This is a genomic window from Allomuricauda sp. CAU 1633, from assembly GCF_017313225.1.
In the GTDB taxonomy this organism is placed as follows: Bacteria; Bacteroidota; Bacteroidia; order Flavobacteriales; family Flavobacteriaceae; genus Flagellimonas.
In genome coordinates this window covers 775,729-792,729 of the sequence record NZ_JAFLNE010000002.1, presented here as the reverse complement: position 1 = coordinate 792,729, position 17,001 = coordinate 775,729, and the positions used below count along the sequence as shown (strand labels likewise).

At 42.5% G+C, this 17,001-nt stretch carries 17 protein-coding genes; 7 read left to right on the top strand and 10 right to left on the bottom strand.

Annotated features, from left to right (window positions below):
* Window positions 1–14: 14 nt before the first annotated feature.
* From rimK to J0X14_RS08375, 8 genes are all read right to left on the bottom strand, one after another.
* Entirely contained in the window at window positions 15–1,388 is a 1,374-nt protein-coding gene (rimK, locus tag J0X14_RS08410) for a 30S ribosomal protein S6--L-glutamate ligase (protein WP_207097523.1), read from the bottom strand.
* A 12-nt stretch (window positions 1,389–1,400) separates the two neighbouring features.
* Window positions 1,401–2,186, bottom strand: coding sequence for an RMD1 family protein (locus tag J0X14_RS08405; protein WP_207097310.1), 786 nt, complete (start codon window positions 2,184–2,186; stop codon window positions 1,401–1,403).
* Window positions 2,186–2,602, bottom strand: coding sequence for a VOC family protein (locus J0X14_RS08400; RefSeq protein WP_207097309.1), 417 nt, complete (start codon window positions 2,600–2,602; stop codon window positions 2,186–2,188). The genes J0X14_RS08405 and J0X14_RS08400 overlap by 1 nt, the downstream gene beginning before the upstream one ends.
* Window positions 2,568–3,020, bottom strand: coding sequence for an NUDIX hydrolase (locus tag J0X14_RS08395; protein WP_207097308.1), 453 nt, complete (start codon window positions 3,018–3,020; stop codon window positions 2,568–2,570). The genes J0X14_RS08400 and J0X14_RS08395 overlap by 35 nt, the downstream gene beginning before the upstream one ends.
* Window positions 3,021–3,098: 78 nt before the next feature.
* Window positions 3,099–3,419: a hypothetical protein gene (locus tag J0X14_RS08390; protein WP_242527954.1), complete on the bottom strand. Its 321-nt coding sequence runs from the start codon at window positions 3,417–3,419 to the stop codon at window positions 3,099–3,101.
* Window positions 3,420–3,421: 2 nt separating this feature from the next.
* Complete coding sequence (locus tag J0X14_RS08385) at window positions 3,422–4,396, bottom strand: deoxyhypusine synthase family protein (protein WP_207097307.1); 975 nt, start codon at window positions 4,394–4,396, stop codon at window positions 3,422–3,424.
* Window positions 4,389–5,327 (bottom strand): agmatinase, encoded by a 939-nt coding sequence (gene speB, locus J0X14_RS08380; protein WP_207097306.1) that lies wholly within the window; start codon window positions 5,325–5,327, stop codon window positions 4,389–4,391. The genes J0X14_RS08385 and speB overlap by 8 nt, the downstream gene beginning before the upstream one ends.
* A 19-nt stretch (window positions 5,328–5,346) precedes the next feature.
* On the bottom strand, window positions 5,347–6,801 hold the full coding sequence (locus tag J0X14_RS08375; RefSeq protein ID WP_207097305.1) for an arginine decarboxylase: 1,455 nt from the start codon (window positions 6,799–6,801) through the stop codon (window positions 5,347–5,349).
* 617 nt (window positions 6,802–7,418) lie between these two features.
* Here J0X14_RS08375 and J0X14_RS08370 point away from each other — a divergent pair.
* The gene (locus J0X14_RS08370; RefSeq protein WP_207097304.1) at window positions 7,419–8,546 is read left to right on the top strand and encodes a PQQ-dependent sugar dehydrogenase; all 1,128 of its coding nucleotides are present in this window, start codon (window positions 7,419–7,421) and stop codon (window positions 8,544–8,546) included.
* A gap of 57 nt (window positions 8,547–8,603) precedes the next feature.
* Here J0X14_RS08370 and J0X14_RS08365 read toward each other — a convergent pair whose 3' ends face one another.
* On the bottom strand, window positions 8,604–10,808 hold the full coding sequence (locus J0X14_RS08365; RefSeq protein WP_207097303.1) for a xanthine dehydrogenase family protein molybdopterin-binding subunit: 2,205 nt from the start codon (window positions 10,806–10,808) through the stop codon (window positions 8,604–8,606).
* Window positions 10,809–10,830: 22 nt separating this feature from the next.
* Window positions 10,831–11,286 (bottom strand): (2Fe-2S)-binding protein, encoded by a 456-nt coding sequence (locus J0X14_RS08360; protein WP_207097302.1) that lies wholly within the window; start codon window positions 11,284–11,286, stop codon window positions 10,831–10,833.
* Window positions 11,287–11,491: 205 nt separating this feature from the next.
* Between J0X14_RS08360 and J0X14_RS08355 the strand changes: the two genes are divergently transcribed.
* The 6 genes from J0X14_RS08355 to J0X14_RS08330 all read left to right on the top strand — a co-directional run bounded on the left by J0X14_RS08355 (window position 11,492) and on the right by J0X14_RS08330 (window position 16,684).
* Window positions 11,492–12,340 (top strand): methylated-DNA--[protein]-cysteine S-methyltransferase, encoded by an 849-nt coding sequence (locus tag J0X14_RS08355; RefSeq protein WP_207097301.1) that lies wholly within the window; start codon window positions 11,492–11,494, stop codon window positions 12,338–12,340.
* A 16-nt stretch (window positions 12,341–12,356) separates the two neighbouring features.
* A complete protein-coding gene (locus J0X14_RS08350; protein ID WP_207097300.1) occupies window positions 12,357–13,070 on the top strand; it encodes a 2OG-Fe(II) oxygenase in 714 nt (237 codons plus the stop codon).
* Between the two features lies 1 nt (window position 13,071).
* On the top strand, window positions 13,072–13,320 hold the full coding sequence (locus J0X14_RS08345) for an Ada metal-binding domain-containing protein (protein WP_207097299.1): 249 nt from the start codon (window positions 13,072–13,074) through the stop codon (window positions 13,318–13,320).
* Window positions 13,304–13,915 carry an alpha-ketoglutarate-dependent dioxygenase AlkB family protein gene (locus J0X14_RS08340; protein WP_207097298.1) on the top strand — a complete coding sequence of 204 codons (612 nt, stop codon included), beginning with the start codon at window positions 13,304–13,306 and terminating at the stop codon, window positions 13,913–13,915. Before J0X14_RS08345 ends, J0X14_RS08340 begins: the two co-directional genes overlap by 17 nt.
* A gap of 224 nt (window positions 13,916–14,139) precedes the next feature.
* A complete protein-coding gene (locus J0X14_RS08335; protein WP_207097297.1) occupies window positions 14,140–15,153 on the top strand; it encodes a transporter in 1,014 nt (337 codons plus the stop codon).
* On the top strand, window positions 15,143–16,684 hold the full coding sequence (locus J0X14_RS08330; RefSeq protein ID WP_207097296.1) for a phosphatase PAP2 family protein: 1,542 nt from the start codon (window positions 15,143–15,145) through the stop codon (window positions 16,682–16,684). The genes J0X14_RS08335 and J0X14_RS08330 overlap by 11 nt, the downstream gene beginning before the upstream one ends.
* Window positions 16,685–17,001 lie beyond the last annotated feature (317 nt).

Sequence of the window (17,001 nt, the reverse complement as noted above, 5' to 3'; positions counted from 1 at the left end):
ACCTTAGTTATCAATCAATTATGATATTTCAACTTTCGCTCAATGGTTTCAATCATAACATTGGCAATATCCAATCCAGTTGTATTCTCTATACCTTCCAAGCCTGGGGATGAGTTTACTTCCAAAAGTAAAGGCCCTCGATTGGAACGTATGATGTCTACCCCGGCCACATCCAAATTAAGAACCTTGGCCGATTTTACAGCCAGTTTTCGCTCTTCAGGAGTTATTTTGATTTTGGATGCCGCACCTCCTTGGTGAATATTTGCTCTGAATTCTCCTTTCTGAGCCTGACGCTGCATGGAAGCCACCACTTTTCCGTTAACCACAAAACAACGGATGTCCTGCCCGTTGGCTTCTTTGATAAATTCTTGTACCAAAATGTTGGTTTGCACACTTTTAAAGGCATTAATAACACTTTCGGCTGCCTTATTGGTTTCGGCAAGTACTACTCCCTTACCTTGCGTACTCTCCAATAATTTTATGATTAAAGGAGAACCATTTACCATACGGATAAGGTCTTTGGTATCCATTGGGGATTTGGCAAAGCCCGTTATGGGAATATGGATGTCGTGCTTGGAGAACAATTGCGAAGCAAAGAGCTTGTCCCTCGACTTGCTAATGGCATCTGCCGAATTGAGACAGTACACCCCCAAAGTATCAAACTGCCGCAGTAGTGCACATCCATAAAAAGTTACCGATGGTTTTATACGAGGAATCACAGCATCGAATTTGTCCAAAACATTCCCACCACGATAACGGATTTCGGGAGAACTGGCATCCAGTTTCATATAGGCGTTCTCCACATTTAAAAAAACCACTTTGTGGCCCCGCATTTCTCCGGCTTCAATGATTCGTTTATTGCTATACAACTCAGGGTTACTGGCCAAAAGACCCAAGGTCAACCCCGATTTTTCACTCATGTAAGGCTTGTATTTCTTCGAGATTTCTTCCGAAGTTATATCGCCTTGGCAAAAACTTTCGGCCGGATCCACCAAATATCGGGCATTGATGGCCTCACGCCCCAAAAGCATGCGGTATTCCATGGTGTCCCTATTGGCAAGCGTTAGCTCTATCTCGAACGTATTGTCGCCAATGGTGACCGGTGTCTTGATCACGGGACGTTCTTCAGAGATACCTTGCGAACTCTTTACGCTCCTAACATCAAATAGTTTGGCTTGGCACAGGATGGAAATACTGCGATTATCCTGAATGGGGTTGACTTCAAAACGCACCCAATCTTCCAATCCCTTGGTGAAAATTTTTACTTTGCTGGCTTGGATGGAGGACGTCTTTGCTCCGGAATCCACACGCGCCTTGATGGCCGGAATGCTCAAATCCCCCAACCTACACCACTCTTCGCTGCCCAATATTTTAGTACTGTCCAAAATAAATATCTATTCTTAGTTTATCAATCGCATGATGAACAGGTCCACCACCTCGACCAAGATCAAAATAATAATGATCCATTCCAGTCGACTGCTTTCCCTGTGGTCCATGATGTCCTTAAAAAGGCTCAGGTTTTCTTTTATAATGTACCCTTGCTCCTTAATGGTACGATATCGTTCCTTTAAATCAAAGATTTGTTTCAAGCTTTTGTCCAATCGGTCCAAATCTTCGTCTTCCCAAGCCACTTCATGGGAATCAAAAATATAAAGGTTCTCGGAAATCTGGTTGTTAATGTTCAATACCCTGCCGATGTGCTTTTTGAGTTTCTTGCCACCAAGATCCAGTTTTCCATAAAGCTCCAAATGGTTGGTATGTTGCCGGGTCTCTTTCATGATTTGGTCCGAAAGTCCCGAAAAATAATCCAAGGCCACGGATTGTGAGAGATGCAACAGGGTCAAGCGCATGACCTCAATGTCAGCTTCGGGCAAAACAATCTTGTTGTTGGTAACCTTGGGTTTTACATCACCCGACAAGAGCTCTACACCTATCTCTTCGGTAAGTTCCGATTGTTGCCATCCTTGGCAGAACGGTTTAATTTCTTCCGTAGTGGCTGCAATGGAGGCTTCATCAAACCCGAAAAAGGACACGATACCGTATCTGAAAATATACACATATCCTCCCTCATCGGCATAAAAGAGTTCATCCCGATCGCCAAACAACAAATTTTTATGAAACGCCTGCCTACAACCAGAAATATCAATACTTCCGGCTAGGTGAAGGGCTATGGCTTTAAAGTCCATTATTCTGTTGCAAAAATCTCCGTAGCGTCCTTAAAGCTTTTAAATTCTACCATATATCCGTTGGGGTCTTGTACAAAAAAGGAGAGGTGCTCCCCTACCTTATCCTGCATAAAAGTGGCCTCTGTGGTAATTTCAAGGTCCAATTGGAACAGCCTTGAGTACAGCTCGCCCCAAGTGGCAACGGGAACAATGATTCCAAAATGGAATGATGGCAGGATGTAATCTTCCAAGCGGTAATTCTTAAAATCGAAATTAAAATTTCCCGATTGTGTAAATGTCAATTGATGACCAAAAAGGTCAACATCCAGCCATTTTTCGGTATGTCTACCCAAATTGGCCTGAATGACCTCTTGATAGAAGGTCCGTGTCTCCGTAATGTCCTTACATGGCAAGGCGAGGTGGAACTTGACCTCCATTTTTTCCGTTTTTCTTTGTTTTTCTTCCAAAACTTTTAAAATATGACCGCACCGCCAACCTATCCGATTTGTCCATGAAGGGCAGAGCTTCTTTCCAATCCACCCAAAAGGCAGCTTCAAACTTGTGCTTTTCCTTTACTTTGATGGCAGACGGTTGCAATTGAACCAAAAAATAATTTTTAATGATGGCACCTGAATTGCCTTTTTTTATGTGGGACAGATAGAACTGTACTTCGCCGGGCGACAGTTTTAGTTTGATTTCCTCTCCCACTTCCCTGATCAGGGTCTCTTCCTCCGTCTCCTTCTTTTTCTTTACGCCTCCAGGCAAGGTGTACCGTAGTGGTCTGCCCACTTTTTGCAGTACCAGCACCTTGTTTTTGTGCAAGGCGATCAGACGTGATTTGACCACTCTTTCCATATCGTTATATTTTCATGAAAGGGCTGGGACTGCCCAACCTTTTCATAATTGATATCTCAGTGCTACTGACCTAAATGTCTACTCCTCATCATCTGGATTTTCTTCCAATCCATCCGTATCCAAGGATGTTTCTTCATCGCTATCGTCATTGTCATCATTTACATCATAATCCTCCATAGCCATGACCAAGCGTTTGCTCACTTTTATCAGATACGCAGTATCTTCGGTACGCACCTCTATACACTCCACTACTTCATTGCTGGCATTTCTATAGGTAACGATATCGTCATCGTCATACCCATCAGGGTATTTTTCCACCAAGAGGTTCAGTATTCGGTTGTCCAACTTCTTGAAATCCACAATTACGCGTTTCAACGCCAATGATTGTCTGTTTTTCATCATTACATATTTAAAAGGTACGCAAAAATCAAAGGCGCCACAATGGTAGCATCAGATTCTATAATGAACTTTGGGGTATGGATGTCCAGTTTTCCCCAAGTGATCTTTTCATTGGGCACGGCCCCAGAATAGGAGCCAAAACTTGTTGTGGAATCACTGATTTGGCAGAAATAACTCCAAAAAGGGATGTCGGTCTGTTCCAAATCCTGATACAACATGGGCACTACACAAATGGGAAAATCACCCGCGATACCTCCACCAATTTGAAAGAAACCAATGCCCTTATCTGAGTTCTTGCTGTACCAATCCGCCAAAAAGGTCATGTACTCAATACCCGATTTTACGGTGCTGGCCTTCAACTCGCCTTTAATAACGTAACTGGCAAAAATATTTCCCATGGTACTATCTTCCCATCCGGGAACCACAATGGGAAGGTTCTTTTCGGCTGCGGCATACATCCATGAATCCTTAATGTCTATTTCATAATATTCTTCCAAGACTCCAGACAATAAGAGCTGGTACATATATTCATGGGGAAAATAGCGTTTGCCTTCCTCTTCAGCCTTTTTCCAAAGTTTGAAAATGTGTTTTTGCAAGCGTCGGAATGCTTCTTCTTCCGGAATACAGGTATCGGTGACGCGGTTTAATCCCTTTTCCAATAAATCCCATTCATCTTGAGGGGTAAGGTCTCGGTAATTGGGCACCCGTTTGTAGTGCGAGTGTGCCACTAGGTTCATTAAATCCTCTTCCAAGTTGGCCCCGGTACAGGAAACAATATGTACTTTATCGGTACGTATAATCTCTGAAAAAATCTTACCCAGCTCTGCGGTACTCATGGCTCCTGCCAGGGAAACCAGCATTTTGGAACCTTGGTTCAATTGTGCTTCATATCCTTTTGCGGCATCCACTAGGGCTGCTGCATTGAAATGAAGGTAGTACTTCTCTATAAATTGTGATATTTCTCCTTTGTTACTCATCGTAATCGTCTAGTATTGTGTTGGATTTTTTGAAATCTTCGTCTTCATCAACAAATCCATCTTCGATATATTCATTTTTTTCGTTGAACTTGTAGCTCAACATTTTATAATATAGTTTGGCCGCCAAAAAGTCTGAGGAACGGTCATTTGCATTAGGACATAGTTCCACAATGTCAAAGCCCACCACATTCCGTTCTTCGAATACCCGCTTTAAAAAATCGAGGGTCTCATACCAAAAAAGACCGCCGGGTTCCGGGGTTCCGGTGGATGGTAAAATGGAAGGGTCCAGTGCATCCAAATCAAAAGTGATGTAGACATTGTCCGTCATCAAATCTATGGCACTATCCATCCAAAAATCATCAGTAACCATCTCATGGGCAAAAAATACCTTATCCTTATCCATGACCAAGGTTTCGGAATGATCCATGCTGCGGATGCCTACTTGTACCAAATTTGTGGTTTCATTGGCTTCATACAACGCACAGGCATGGTTGTATTTTGACCCGTTGTATTCTTTTCGCAAATCGGTATGGGCATCAATCTGCAACACGGTAAGGTCCTCAAAACATTCGTTGAAGGCCCTAATCGCACCTATGGAAATGGAATGCTCCCCACCTACCATTGTAACTATTTTGTTCCGTTTGATGTATTCCTTTACCGTTTTATGTACCGCATGAACCATACTCTCTGGTGTGTCTAATTCATCAATGGGGTCAGCGAGATGAATCCCTACTTTATAGACTTCACTATCGGTCTCAATGTCATACAGCTCCATATTGTCAGTAGCTTCCAAAAAGGCCTCCGGACCTTTGTCGGAACCTTTGCCCCAAGTACTGGTACCATCATAGGGAACAGGCAACAATACAATTTTTGCTTTTTCAGCCGACCCGTATTCCTTTGGAATACCGGCATACATTCTATTCGTTTTCATTTTTTAAACTAGTTCGTAATCAGTTTTTGCTGGAAACCAGCAGTTTTTTGGGGTCCAAAAGACCATTTTTATCTTTTTGGGGACCATATCCTAAAATGGACAGGAATTCTTCGGCGGTTTGTTGTTCTGCAAAAACAGAGCTTTTCAACTTACCATCATCGTCTTTCTGAATTAATATATGTTTGGGATGGGGAATCAAGCAGTGCTGCAATCCGCCAAACCCTCCAATGGTTTCTTGATAAGCCCCTGTATTAAAAAAGCCAATGTAAAGTGGTTTGTCCTTTTTGTACTTGGGCATATAAATGGCATTCATGTGCTGCTCCGAGTTGTAATAGTCGTCGCTATCACAGGTCAGTCCACCCAATAGAACACGCTCATACTCCTCGTTCCACCGGTTTATGGCCAATGTGATGAACCTTTTGCTAATGGCCCACGAATCTGGCATAGTAGTAATGAACGATGAATTGATCATATTCCATTTTTCCCTATCGTTCTGTTGTTTTTGATAGAGCACTTCGTAGATGGTTCCACCGCTTTCACCCACAGTAAAACTCCCAAACTCGGTAAAAATGTGAGGCACTTCAACCTCAGCCTCATCACACGCCTGCTTTATTTGATGGATGATTTCATCAATCATATATTCATAATCGTATTCAAAAGCCAGAGAGTTCTTTATGGGGAACCCTCCGCCAATATTTAAGCTATCCAAAGTTGGACATACCTTTTTAAGGCTGATATAGACCTTTAAACATTTTAAAAGTTCGTTCCAATAATAAGCGGTATCCCTAATCCCCGTATTGATGAAGAAGTGCAACATCTTTAACTCCACCTGGTCATTGTTTTTGATGGATTGATTATAAAAAGGCACTATATTCTTGTAACCAATACCAAGCCTGGAGGTATAGAACTCGAATTTTGGTTCTTCCTCTGATGCAATCCGGATACCCACTTTGAACTTGCCTTCAATGGCTTGGCTCAACAGCTCTATTTCTTCATAATTATCAATGATTGGGATGCAGTTTTTATGTCCCTCATTGATCAAGCGTGCAATGTTTTGCACATATTGATCTCGTTTAAACCCATTACAGATGACATAGGTATTCTTTGAAATTTTACCTTTCTCTTTTAAATGCTCCACAATATTGATGTCAAACGCCGACGAGGTCTCAATATGAATATCGTTCTTAAGGGCCTCATTCAACACATGCTCAAAATGAGAGCTTTTGGTACAATAGCAATAGTGATAAGACCCTGCATAATTATGCTTGGAAATGGCAGTGCCAAACCATTCTTTTGCCCGTTGTATGTTTTTGGATATTTTGGGCAGATAGGTGAATTTCAAAGGGGTGCCATAACGTTGGACCAAATCGTATAGGTCAATACCATGGAACTCCAATTTATTGTCCTTTAGTTGAAATTCCTCTTGGGGAAAATCATAAGTCTGCTCGATCAAGTCGATGTACTTTGTTTTCATTTAAACTTCGCTGTTTTTTTATAAAAAGATAGTGAGAAAAATAGAGGTCTGAAAATCAGAATTTCTCAGATGCGAAATTCAAATACAGTATAGGCCACAAAGAAAGGGCTCCGTGAGAAATCACGGATTACGGAGTGCATTTCGGAAGTCAGCCCTAGTATTCGGTGTCTTACTCGTAAGACGGCTTGTTGGGTAGACTTCCTTATTCCCAAAAGCCCGAACATGAAAAAAGTTTTCAAAGCTATAGGCAATGCGTCCTTTGTTGGACTCATTCATGAAGCAAACATAAACAAAAAATGAATATTGCAAACATTTTTTAAAAAAATATTTATGATATATAATTCATTGATATACAAATATTTATATATAAAAAATAATAGTAAAACCAGTCATCAGCCAATTGAAAACGCACAATAATGTCACTATGGAACGCTTAGGATTATCCACTTTTTTATGTGATTTTTCATTGGAAACAGGATAGCATAAAAATCCATATCAATATCACCTTTCCATTGACAGATTTATAAATCCGTATGAGTTTACTATAAATCAAAAAAAGTAGCCCAAACAGGTACGCCATATTTATATCACATGTTTTAAACCTATTCTACTGATTTATGAAAGATAACTTAGTGGGGGCTGCTGCCCTTTGGCTTTTAGTACTGCTTATTTCTTGTAGGGGGGAAAATCCCAAATTGGCATTTGAAAGCGAGGAAGAAAACTTTGCATTGGAAATGGTAACCGATAGTATTCGTGTCCCCTTTGGGATGTGTTTTTTACCAAACCATCAGATGTTGGTTACCAATAGATTTTCGGGAGAAATTATACGTATTGACCTAGCGTCTGGAACAAAAAAAGTACTTAAGGGAATTCCTAAATCCTATTGCCGTGGTGATGGAGGGGCACTGGACATTCTCCCCCACCCTGAATATGAAAAAAATGGCTGGTTGTATTTTGCGCATTCCATAGGGGATTCCATTGCAAGCACCATGGCCATTGAGCGTGGAAAACTCAAAGGCGACTCCTTGTCCCAAATTGAGCGAATTTTTACGGCACTTCCCTATTATAGCTCTCCGAGTCATTACGGGATGCGTATGGCCATCAAAGAAGGATATCTGTTCTTTACCATGGGTGACCGTTATGATCTAAAGGATTCTGCCCAAACCTTGAACAATCATTTGGGAAAAGTAATGCGCATTTTTGATGATGGCAGGATACCGAATGATAATCCATTTGTTGGAACTGCAAATGCACGACATGAGATTTGGAGTTATGGGCATAGAAATCCACAAGGTCTTACCCTTAACCCCAATACCCAAGAACTATGGTTACATGAACATGGGCCAAAAGGCGGGGATGAAGTCAATCATATTAAGCCCGGTCTCAACTATGGCTGGCCTATAATCTGTCATGGCATTGATTATGACGATACTCCAATTGGTGAGGGGATAACCCATGCGGAAGGTATGGAACAACCGAACCACTACTACGTTCCATCCATCGCTCCCAGTGGTATGGAATTCTACTCAGGTAATGCCTTCAAAAAATGGAAGGGGAGTCTCTTCATTGGAGCCATGGCAAAGACACATCTGAATAGATTGGTATTGAAAAATGGAAAAATAATCCATGAAGAACGGCTATTGGAGGACTTTGGAAAAAGGATACGGGTGGTTAGACAGGGCCCGGATGGTCATCTGTATATTGGGGTAGATGGTGGAGCAATCTATAAACTCATACCCAATTAAATTGCTCCACATTTTTTCCTTATAGATCATGAACTTACACAGGTTCACCAAAAAATATCAGCCCACCAAAGGCGGTTTATCTGATATAAATGGTTGTTTGTAAAATCTTCTTCCTGTCGCTTTGTACATCGCATTTGCCAATGCCCCTGAAATTGGCGGCAATGAAGGTTCACCTAAACCTGTTGGGTCAATACCATTATCTACAAAAAAGGTTTCTATTTCTTTCGGTGCCTCCATGTTTCGAATCAAGCGATAGCTGTCAAAATTGGATTGCTCTGGCACACCATCCTTAAAGGACATTGCGCTATAGGTGGCATGACCGATGCCATCCACAATACCACCTTCAATCTGGTTTTTGGCACTAAGCGGATTGATGACAATTCCACAATCCACGGCACACCAAACTTTGTCCACATTGGGGGCATCACCATTCATGGTCAAATCCAAGACTTGCGCCACATAGGAATTGTGGCAATAGTATGCCGATACTCCCCGGGATTTCCCGCTGGTTCCGTTAGTCCAATTGGATTTCTCTTTTACCAATTTTAACACACCTGCATAACGCTCTGGGTCGTAATCATTTTGTTCAGGATTGCCAACAGGATTTGAGATAGCGCGATCAAATAATTCCAATCGGAATTCAATAGGGTCCTTTCCAGCAGCTTCTGCCACTTCATCCATAAAAGCTTGCTCCGCACCAGCAATAAAGTTGGAACGAGGAGCTCGCCATGCACCTGTGGTAACATTGGTTTGTAAGCTATGCTTTTCGGCAAGGTAATTATCCACAGCACCTGCCGGAAAACGATTCTCAAAAATGAGGTCGTCGTTGGTTCCTGCTCCTCTAACATGCCATGCGATCAAATTGCCATTTTCATCTAAACCGGCCTTGTACCTTACTTTATAGGAAGGTCTGTAGGTTCCCTGGGTCATATCATCCTCACGGGTATACACCAATTTAATGGGAGCACCCATTTTTTGGGAAATTACTGCGGCCTCAACGGCAAAGGTACCATACAATCGGCGTCCAAAACCTCCACCCATTCGGGTCATATGAATATCTATCTGCTCCTTGGGCATACCCAATACCGAAACCAAGGTCATTTCCAAGAATTCTGGAGTCTGAATCGGACCCAAGAGCTCTGCTTTTTCTGAAGTAACATGAGCGAAGAAATTCATCGGCTCCATGGTATTGTGGGCCAAAAAAGGCGCACTATAGGTGCTCTCCACAATTTTTGCAGCGGTTTTGAATGCGGCCTCCACATCCCCGTCTTTACGGGCTGCTTCTTTTGGGGCCGTGTTCAACAACTCGGTCAGTGCTTCATCATGGTATGCCGTACTTTCGGGTTTGGAATCTTCTTCCCACTGCACCTGCAACGCCTTTTTGGCCTGCATGCATTCCCAAGTACTGTTTCCAACCACTACGGCCAGTTCTGCAATGGCTCCGCCATCGGACCATTGTTTTTCAGCATCTTCTGGATAAACCACAATGGGGAAGACATCTTTGATGCCCGGCATGGATTTTACCGATTCGGCGTCCATGTCCTTTAATTTCATTCCAAACGCAGGTGGATGTACAATCATGGCTATGAGCATCCCTTCGCGCTGAATATCCAGTCCGTAAAGCGGTTTTCCTGTCACAATTTTCGTTCCGTCCACATTCATGCGGTCGGTTCCGATTATTTTAAATTCTTTTTGTTCCTTGAGTTCAACTTCTTCAGGCACTTCAATTCCGGCAGCAGCAGAAGCAATTTCACCATACCCTGCAGATTTACCACTAGCATTATGGGTGAGCACTCCTTCCGAAGTGGTGATTTCACCAACAGGCACCTCCCAAGCTTGGGCAGCGGCCTCCTTCAACATTTGTCGGGCAGTGGCCCCAGCCATTCGAAGCCCTTCCCATCCTTGACGAATGGATTGGCTACCCCCTGCCAATTGTCGTGTGAATATATCGGTGTTCAACGGAGCTTGTTCCACAATTACATCTTTCCAAGCTACATCCAATTCCTCGGCCACAATCATGGGCATGGCCGTTTTTACGTTTTGTCCTATTTCGGGATTGGGCGACATAATCGTCACCAAACCATTGTCTCCTATTTTTAAAAATCCATTGAGTTCAAACCATTCTTTGGGCATGCTGTTGACCTGTTCCGGGGTCATTTTACAGGAAGCCAGCCAGTTGAATCCTAGAACGAGCCCTCCTCCGGCCAAACCTGTGTTCCGTATAAAGGCGCGACGTCCAATTTTTGTCTTTACAAGCGTCATGATTATATGTTTTAAAGAAAGGTTATGATTTTGATGCCATTTTTACGGCTTTCCGTATTCTAACATAAGTTCCGCAACGGCAAATGTTTCCGTTCATGACCATTTCAATCTCTTCATCCGTAGGATTTGGATTCTGCTCCAAAAGTGCGGATGCCGTCATAATCTGCCCTGCTTGGCAATAGCCGCATTGGGGCACGTCCACTTCCAGCCATGCTTTTTGTACGGGGTGATCTCCATTTTCCGAAAGTCCTTCAATAGTGGTTATTTCTTGGTTGCCCACAGAGGATATCGGTAACATGCACGATCTTGTAGCTGTACCGTTTAAATGGATGGTGCAGGCACCACACTGTGCAATACCGCAACCATATTTGGTTCCTACCAATTTTAAATTGTCTCGCAAAACCCAGAGAATGGGTGTGGATGGATCTACGTCCACTTCTTGCGTTTTTCCGTTGATGTTGAGTGTAAATGTTGCCATGTTGTCTAAAATTCACTTGAATTTATGGGTTTTTTGTCAAGGGCCATCCCAAATTGTAACATCTTAGAAAAAAATTAACATTAAAGGCGTAAGTGTTTTGTGAACACTACAATTTGTACCTTACCTAAAAATGAGAATGCGCAAGATTCGGGTTTCAAGGGCATTAGATGCCCCATACTTTTGCTATCAAAATAATCTGTAAGCCATGACAACACAAGCTGCATACAATTACGACAGAATAGCAAAGGCTATTGAATTCATTACTACAAATTTTAAGGAGCAACCTTCTTTAAATGAGATTGCCGAATCGGTCCATTTAAGTCCATACCATTTTCAACGTCTGTTCACGGATTGGGCTGGGGTAAGTCCCAAAAAATTTATGCAATACATCAGCATTGAATATGCAAAACAGCTGTTGAAGGAAAGACAGGCCACCTTGTTCGATACTGCGCAAGAAACTGGTTTTTCAGGAACAAGTCGGCTCCACGACCTTTTTATCAATATTGAGGGAATGACTCCGGGAGAGTATAAAAATGGCGGTGAGAGCTTAAAAATCAATTATAGTTTTGCCGAAAGTCCCTTTGGAAACCTCATTGTCGCTTCTACTCCAAAAGGAATCTGCCACATGTCCTTTATTAATGATGAGCAGAAGGGATTGGAAGACTTAAAGTTTCGTTTTCCAAATGCTGATTATCATCAATTATTGGACAAAAACCAACAGGACGGATTGTTCATCTTTCAACATGATTGGAGCAAACTGGACCATATAAAGTTGCACCTGAACGGCACCCCTTTTCAACTAAAAGTTTGGGAAACTTTGCTCAAAATTCCCCAAGGAAGTTTGACCACCTACGGTGCCATTGCCCAAAAAATTGATAGTCCAAAAGCGTCAAGGGCTGTTGGTACAGCCATTGGAAACAATCCTGTTGCCTTTTTAATTCCCTGCCACAGGGTAATTCAATCCTCTGGACAAATCGGTGGGTATATGTGGGGAAACACCCGAAAGAATGCCATCATCGGTTGGGAGGCAGCACAAATGGATATAGCACAATAATATTATCCAGAATCCTATGGAAAAGACAGAACAAGCTATGCCTCAAATTGATTGGACTTTGGTGCACGAAAATTTGCATCAAAATGGTTATGCAATCGTCCCAAGTTTTCTAAGTTCTTCTGAATGCGAAGATTTGGTGCAGCTTTATCAAAAACCCAATGGTTACCGAAAAACGGTGGTGATGGAACGTTACCGATTTGGCTTGGGAGAATACAAGTATTTTGACTATCCACTCCCAGAGAAAATCCAAACATTGAGGACAGCGTTTTATCCCCATCTTGCTCCGGTGGCCAATCTTTGGATGAAAGCCTTAAAAATTGACAAGGTTTTTCCTGAGACCCATCAACAATTATTGGAACAATGCAAGGAAAAAGGGCAACTGAAGCCTACCCCACTGATACTCAAATATGGCAAGGGAGGTTTCAACACTTTGCACCAAGACCTGTATGGAGACGTCTATTTTCCCATACAAGCTTTGCTTGTACTGAGTGAACCGGATGTGGACTTTCTCGGGGGTGAATTTGTAATGACCCAGCAAACCCCACGAGCACAATCCAAAGCCATTGTACTTAAGCCCAAAAAAGGGGATTTACTTTTCTTTACCACCAATTTTAGACCTGTAAAGGGACAAAAAGGGTACTATCGTGTCAACATGAAACATGGAGTGAGCGAGGTCCACCAAGGTAACCGATATGCCTTGGGCATTATCTTTCATGATGCCATTAGTTAAAATGGAACAGCACTCTTTATTAACGGATTCAACGGTCAGACAAGGTATCAAAAATGGAAAAATCCTATTTGGTGGAAACAAAAATCTAAAGATTTATGGTACCTTGAAATGCACCTCGGGTAAACGCATGAAGCGTAAAAACCGTGTATTTTTCACTTCGGAAGAGGAAGCACTTTCCATGGAGTACAGACCTTGCGGACATTGCATGAAGACCGCGTATAAAAAATGGAAGAATGGATTTATTCAGTAGCCAAATAGACCCCAGCAAAAATTGGTTGCCCTGCGATGGTATTGTCAATTATCATGGCGCAATCATGGGTTTTGAAGCTGCAAATAGCTATTACGAAAAACTGTTGGAAACCATCGATTGGAAAAATGATGTGGCCATTATCTATGGGAAACGCATTGAAACCAAGCGAAAGGTAGCTTGGTATGGTGACCGACCTTTTGAATATACCTACTCCAATACCACTAAAAGAGCCCTGCCATGGACCGAGGAACTTTTGGAATTGAAGCAATTGGTGGAAAAACAAAGTGGGGAAACCTACAATTCGTGCTTGTTGAATCTTTACCACTCTGGGGAGGAAGGCATGGCGTGGCACAGTGATGCCGAAAAAGACCTTAAAAAAGACGGTGCCATTGGTTCCTTAAGCTTTGGAGCGGAGCGGCGATTTTCTTTTAAGCACAAAAAAACCAAGGAAAAAATAACCTTGCTCTTGGAACATGGCAGCTTGTTGGTGATGAAAGGTTCCACACAGACCCATTGGCTGCATCGCCTCCCCCCTACCAAAGTCATTCACAAACCAAGAATCAACCTTACTTTTAGGACTATAGAATCCTTTTAAGTAACCCAGCTCAAGGTATTGTTTTTCAATAGTTAAGTACAAGCTAGTCTATTTTAGTCTTTCCTTAGCTTCATTATTCTTTTCCTAACCTCCCTTAATCTTTTATTAGTCATTGCGCTTGATCCATAAGTCTATTTTAGCCCGCAACAACAGCATTGCAAGATAAATCTTTTCAATGCATTGAAAATCAATCTATTAAGAAACCTTTCAATCAAACCTTAAACATGATTCAAACAAAGAATGCTTGTAGAGTTTCATCCAAGCATAAAATTGGCTTCTTTGGGGCTTGCACATTTATGCTCCAAGTCCTTTTGTATGTTGGTTCAACAACATCCTTGGAAGCACAGACTCCCAGCGACGCCCTTATGATGCCTTCCAAGAATATTTGCGTCTTATTTGCCTATGACATGGGTTCTTTTGACCGGTACTGGGAAGGCGATTACCTGCGCTCCAATGAGACCATTGCAACAGTAGACCGTAATACAGTGCTTCCTATGGCGGCTATTGGTATTTTCGATGACCTCAACTTTTATATCGGATTGCCTTTTATTAGGACCGAATCATCGGAACCCAATGGAGGGAAATTTACCGGTGCACGTGGTTTTCAGGATTTAGGATTGGCCGTTAAGTATCGTGCCATACAAGAAACTGTGAACAATGGGGAACTCACCGCCTTTGCCACAGCAAGTTTCTCTACCCCTTTCACTAATTATCTTTCGGATTACAAACCTTATAGCATTGGTGCTGGTGCTCCTGAGTTCGGACTTAGGGCCATTAGTCAATACCAATGGAACAATGGATTTTATGTACGAGGTTCCATTGCCCATTTATGGCGTGGCTATACCGAAGCCGAACGGGATTATTATTATGCCGATGGCAGTTATTATACCGCTTGGATGGACGTGCCCAATGCATGGACCTATGATGGCGTTGTGGGAAAATGGTTCTTTGATTACTCCCTTAAACTTGAGTTCAACTATACGGGATTGGCATCGACCAGCGGAGATGACATCAGAGCCTATAATCCGGCACAACCCACAAACCGGGTGAAATTTGATCGCATTGGCTTTTCCGCCCAGTACTATTTTAAATCAGTGAAAGGATTGGGCGTTGTGGCCTATCACAATAGGATCATTGACGGACAAAATATGCCCAAACTAAGTAACACCGGTTTTGGTGTTACCTATCAGTTCAACCCATTCAAGAAATCAATCCAAGTAGAAGAAAATGAACAATAAGATATATACACTGCTATTGGCCATCGGGCTTATTCTTTTGGCCTCTTGTGAAAAGGATACACCAAGGTACCTTCCTTATGAGGGGTATACCTTTACCGAACTCAACGAAAATGGAGGGGACTGGACCCCAGTTTTATTGGATGCTGGAGACGCCATTGACATAGACGCTCCTGATGCCACGGATTCCCAAGCGTATCAGGATGAGCTTGATGCCACAAAAACTGCTACAGTCAGTATGACCTCAAAACAAAAGAATGCCGTAAAATACTGGACCAATAATCCTACGGTACGCTGGAACGAAATCGCGCTGGAACTCATTGCCAAATACAACTTGATTCCAGGCCCCAATGAAGACGGTAGCTATACCTTACCGAATCCATCAAATCCAGAAGGTCCACCGGCTTTTCCATTCGCGCACCCTCCGTATGCCAGCAGAGCGTTGGCCTATATGTCGGTTGCCCAGTTCGATGGTCTCATCAGTGCTTGGCATTATAAATACCAATATAATAGAGCCGCACCTTATCAAGTTGATGAAAGCATTAGGTATGCCTACGAAGAAAATGACATTCCTTCTTATCCTTCAGATGGAGCGGTAATTGCCAGAGCGTCACGCAACATTTTAACAGCCATGTTTCCGTTGGAAGCTGAATATCTGCAAGAATTGGAAGAAGAACATTTGGAGAGTCTTATAAATTCTGGTGGCAATGTACAGAGTGATATTACGGCGGGTGTGGCCATCGGCGATGCCGTTTCGGCCATGGGATTGTCCCGTGCCAGTACAGACGGTATGAGCAGTGCGCAAACTCCAAAAGCAGTTTCAGATTCCATTAAACAAGCTGCTTATGATCGATTTGGATGGGCTTGGGACAATCTTGAAATCCCAGTACGCCCGGTTGGACTTACACCATTGTTTAGTCAAGTAACCATGTGGAGTATTGATGATGTAGAAAGTGTACGACCCATTCCCCCACCACAATTGGACTCCCAAGAATTTTTGGACGATGTGGAATTGTTAAAAGATCATGCCCGAAACATGACGGATGAAAAAAGACGGATTGCCAACTTTTGGCAAGACGGACTGGGCACCTATACCCCACCAGGTCACTGGAATCGTATTGCCAATGAATTTATTGTGGAATACAAATTGAATCCTTTGCAAACAGCCCGAACATTGGCCTACATGAATATGGCCATCATGGATGGGGGAATCAGTTGTTGGGACGCCAAATATTATTATCATTATCCAAGGCCCATTCAGCTCATTGAAGGATTTGAAACTATAGCGGGTACTCCAAATTTCCCAAGCTACACCTCTGGTCACAGTGTGTTTTCCGCTGCCGCATCTGAAGTATTGGCCTATATTTTTCCGGATGAAGCTTCCACAGTACGAGCATGGGCTGAGGAAGCTGCCATATCACGGGTATATGGAGGAATCCATTGGAGTTTTGATGCCACCGTAGGTACAGAACAGGGTCGTGAGGTTGCCCAATACACCATAGACCGTGCAAGGGCTGATGGAGCCGATAATTAGTATCAAACCAGTTGTATGGTTATGCGCTAAACTCCATTTGTAGATTACCATAATTATTTTATCCTTTTGAATTGGCCTTCCTATGAATTCATTTTATATGATTCGGGGAAGGCCATTTTTTTCCACAACCCACCTTCACTATCTGTAAGAAAATGACACAAAATTGACATTTGTCAATTTTTTTTGTGATTACATGAAATAACCTTATACCACTCCCGTTTCTTTCATGAGAATAAGAAACATCGTACAATATTCGGTGAATCGCTGTAAGAAAATGATAAAATGCAATAACTGAGAATTAACCAAAAACAGTTTTC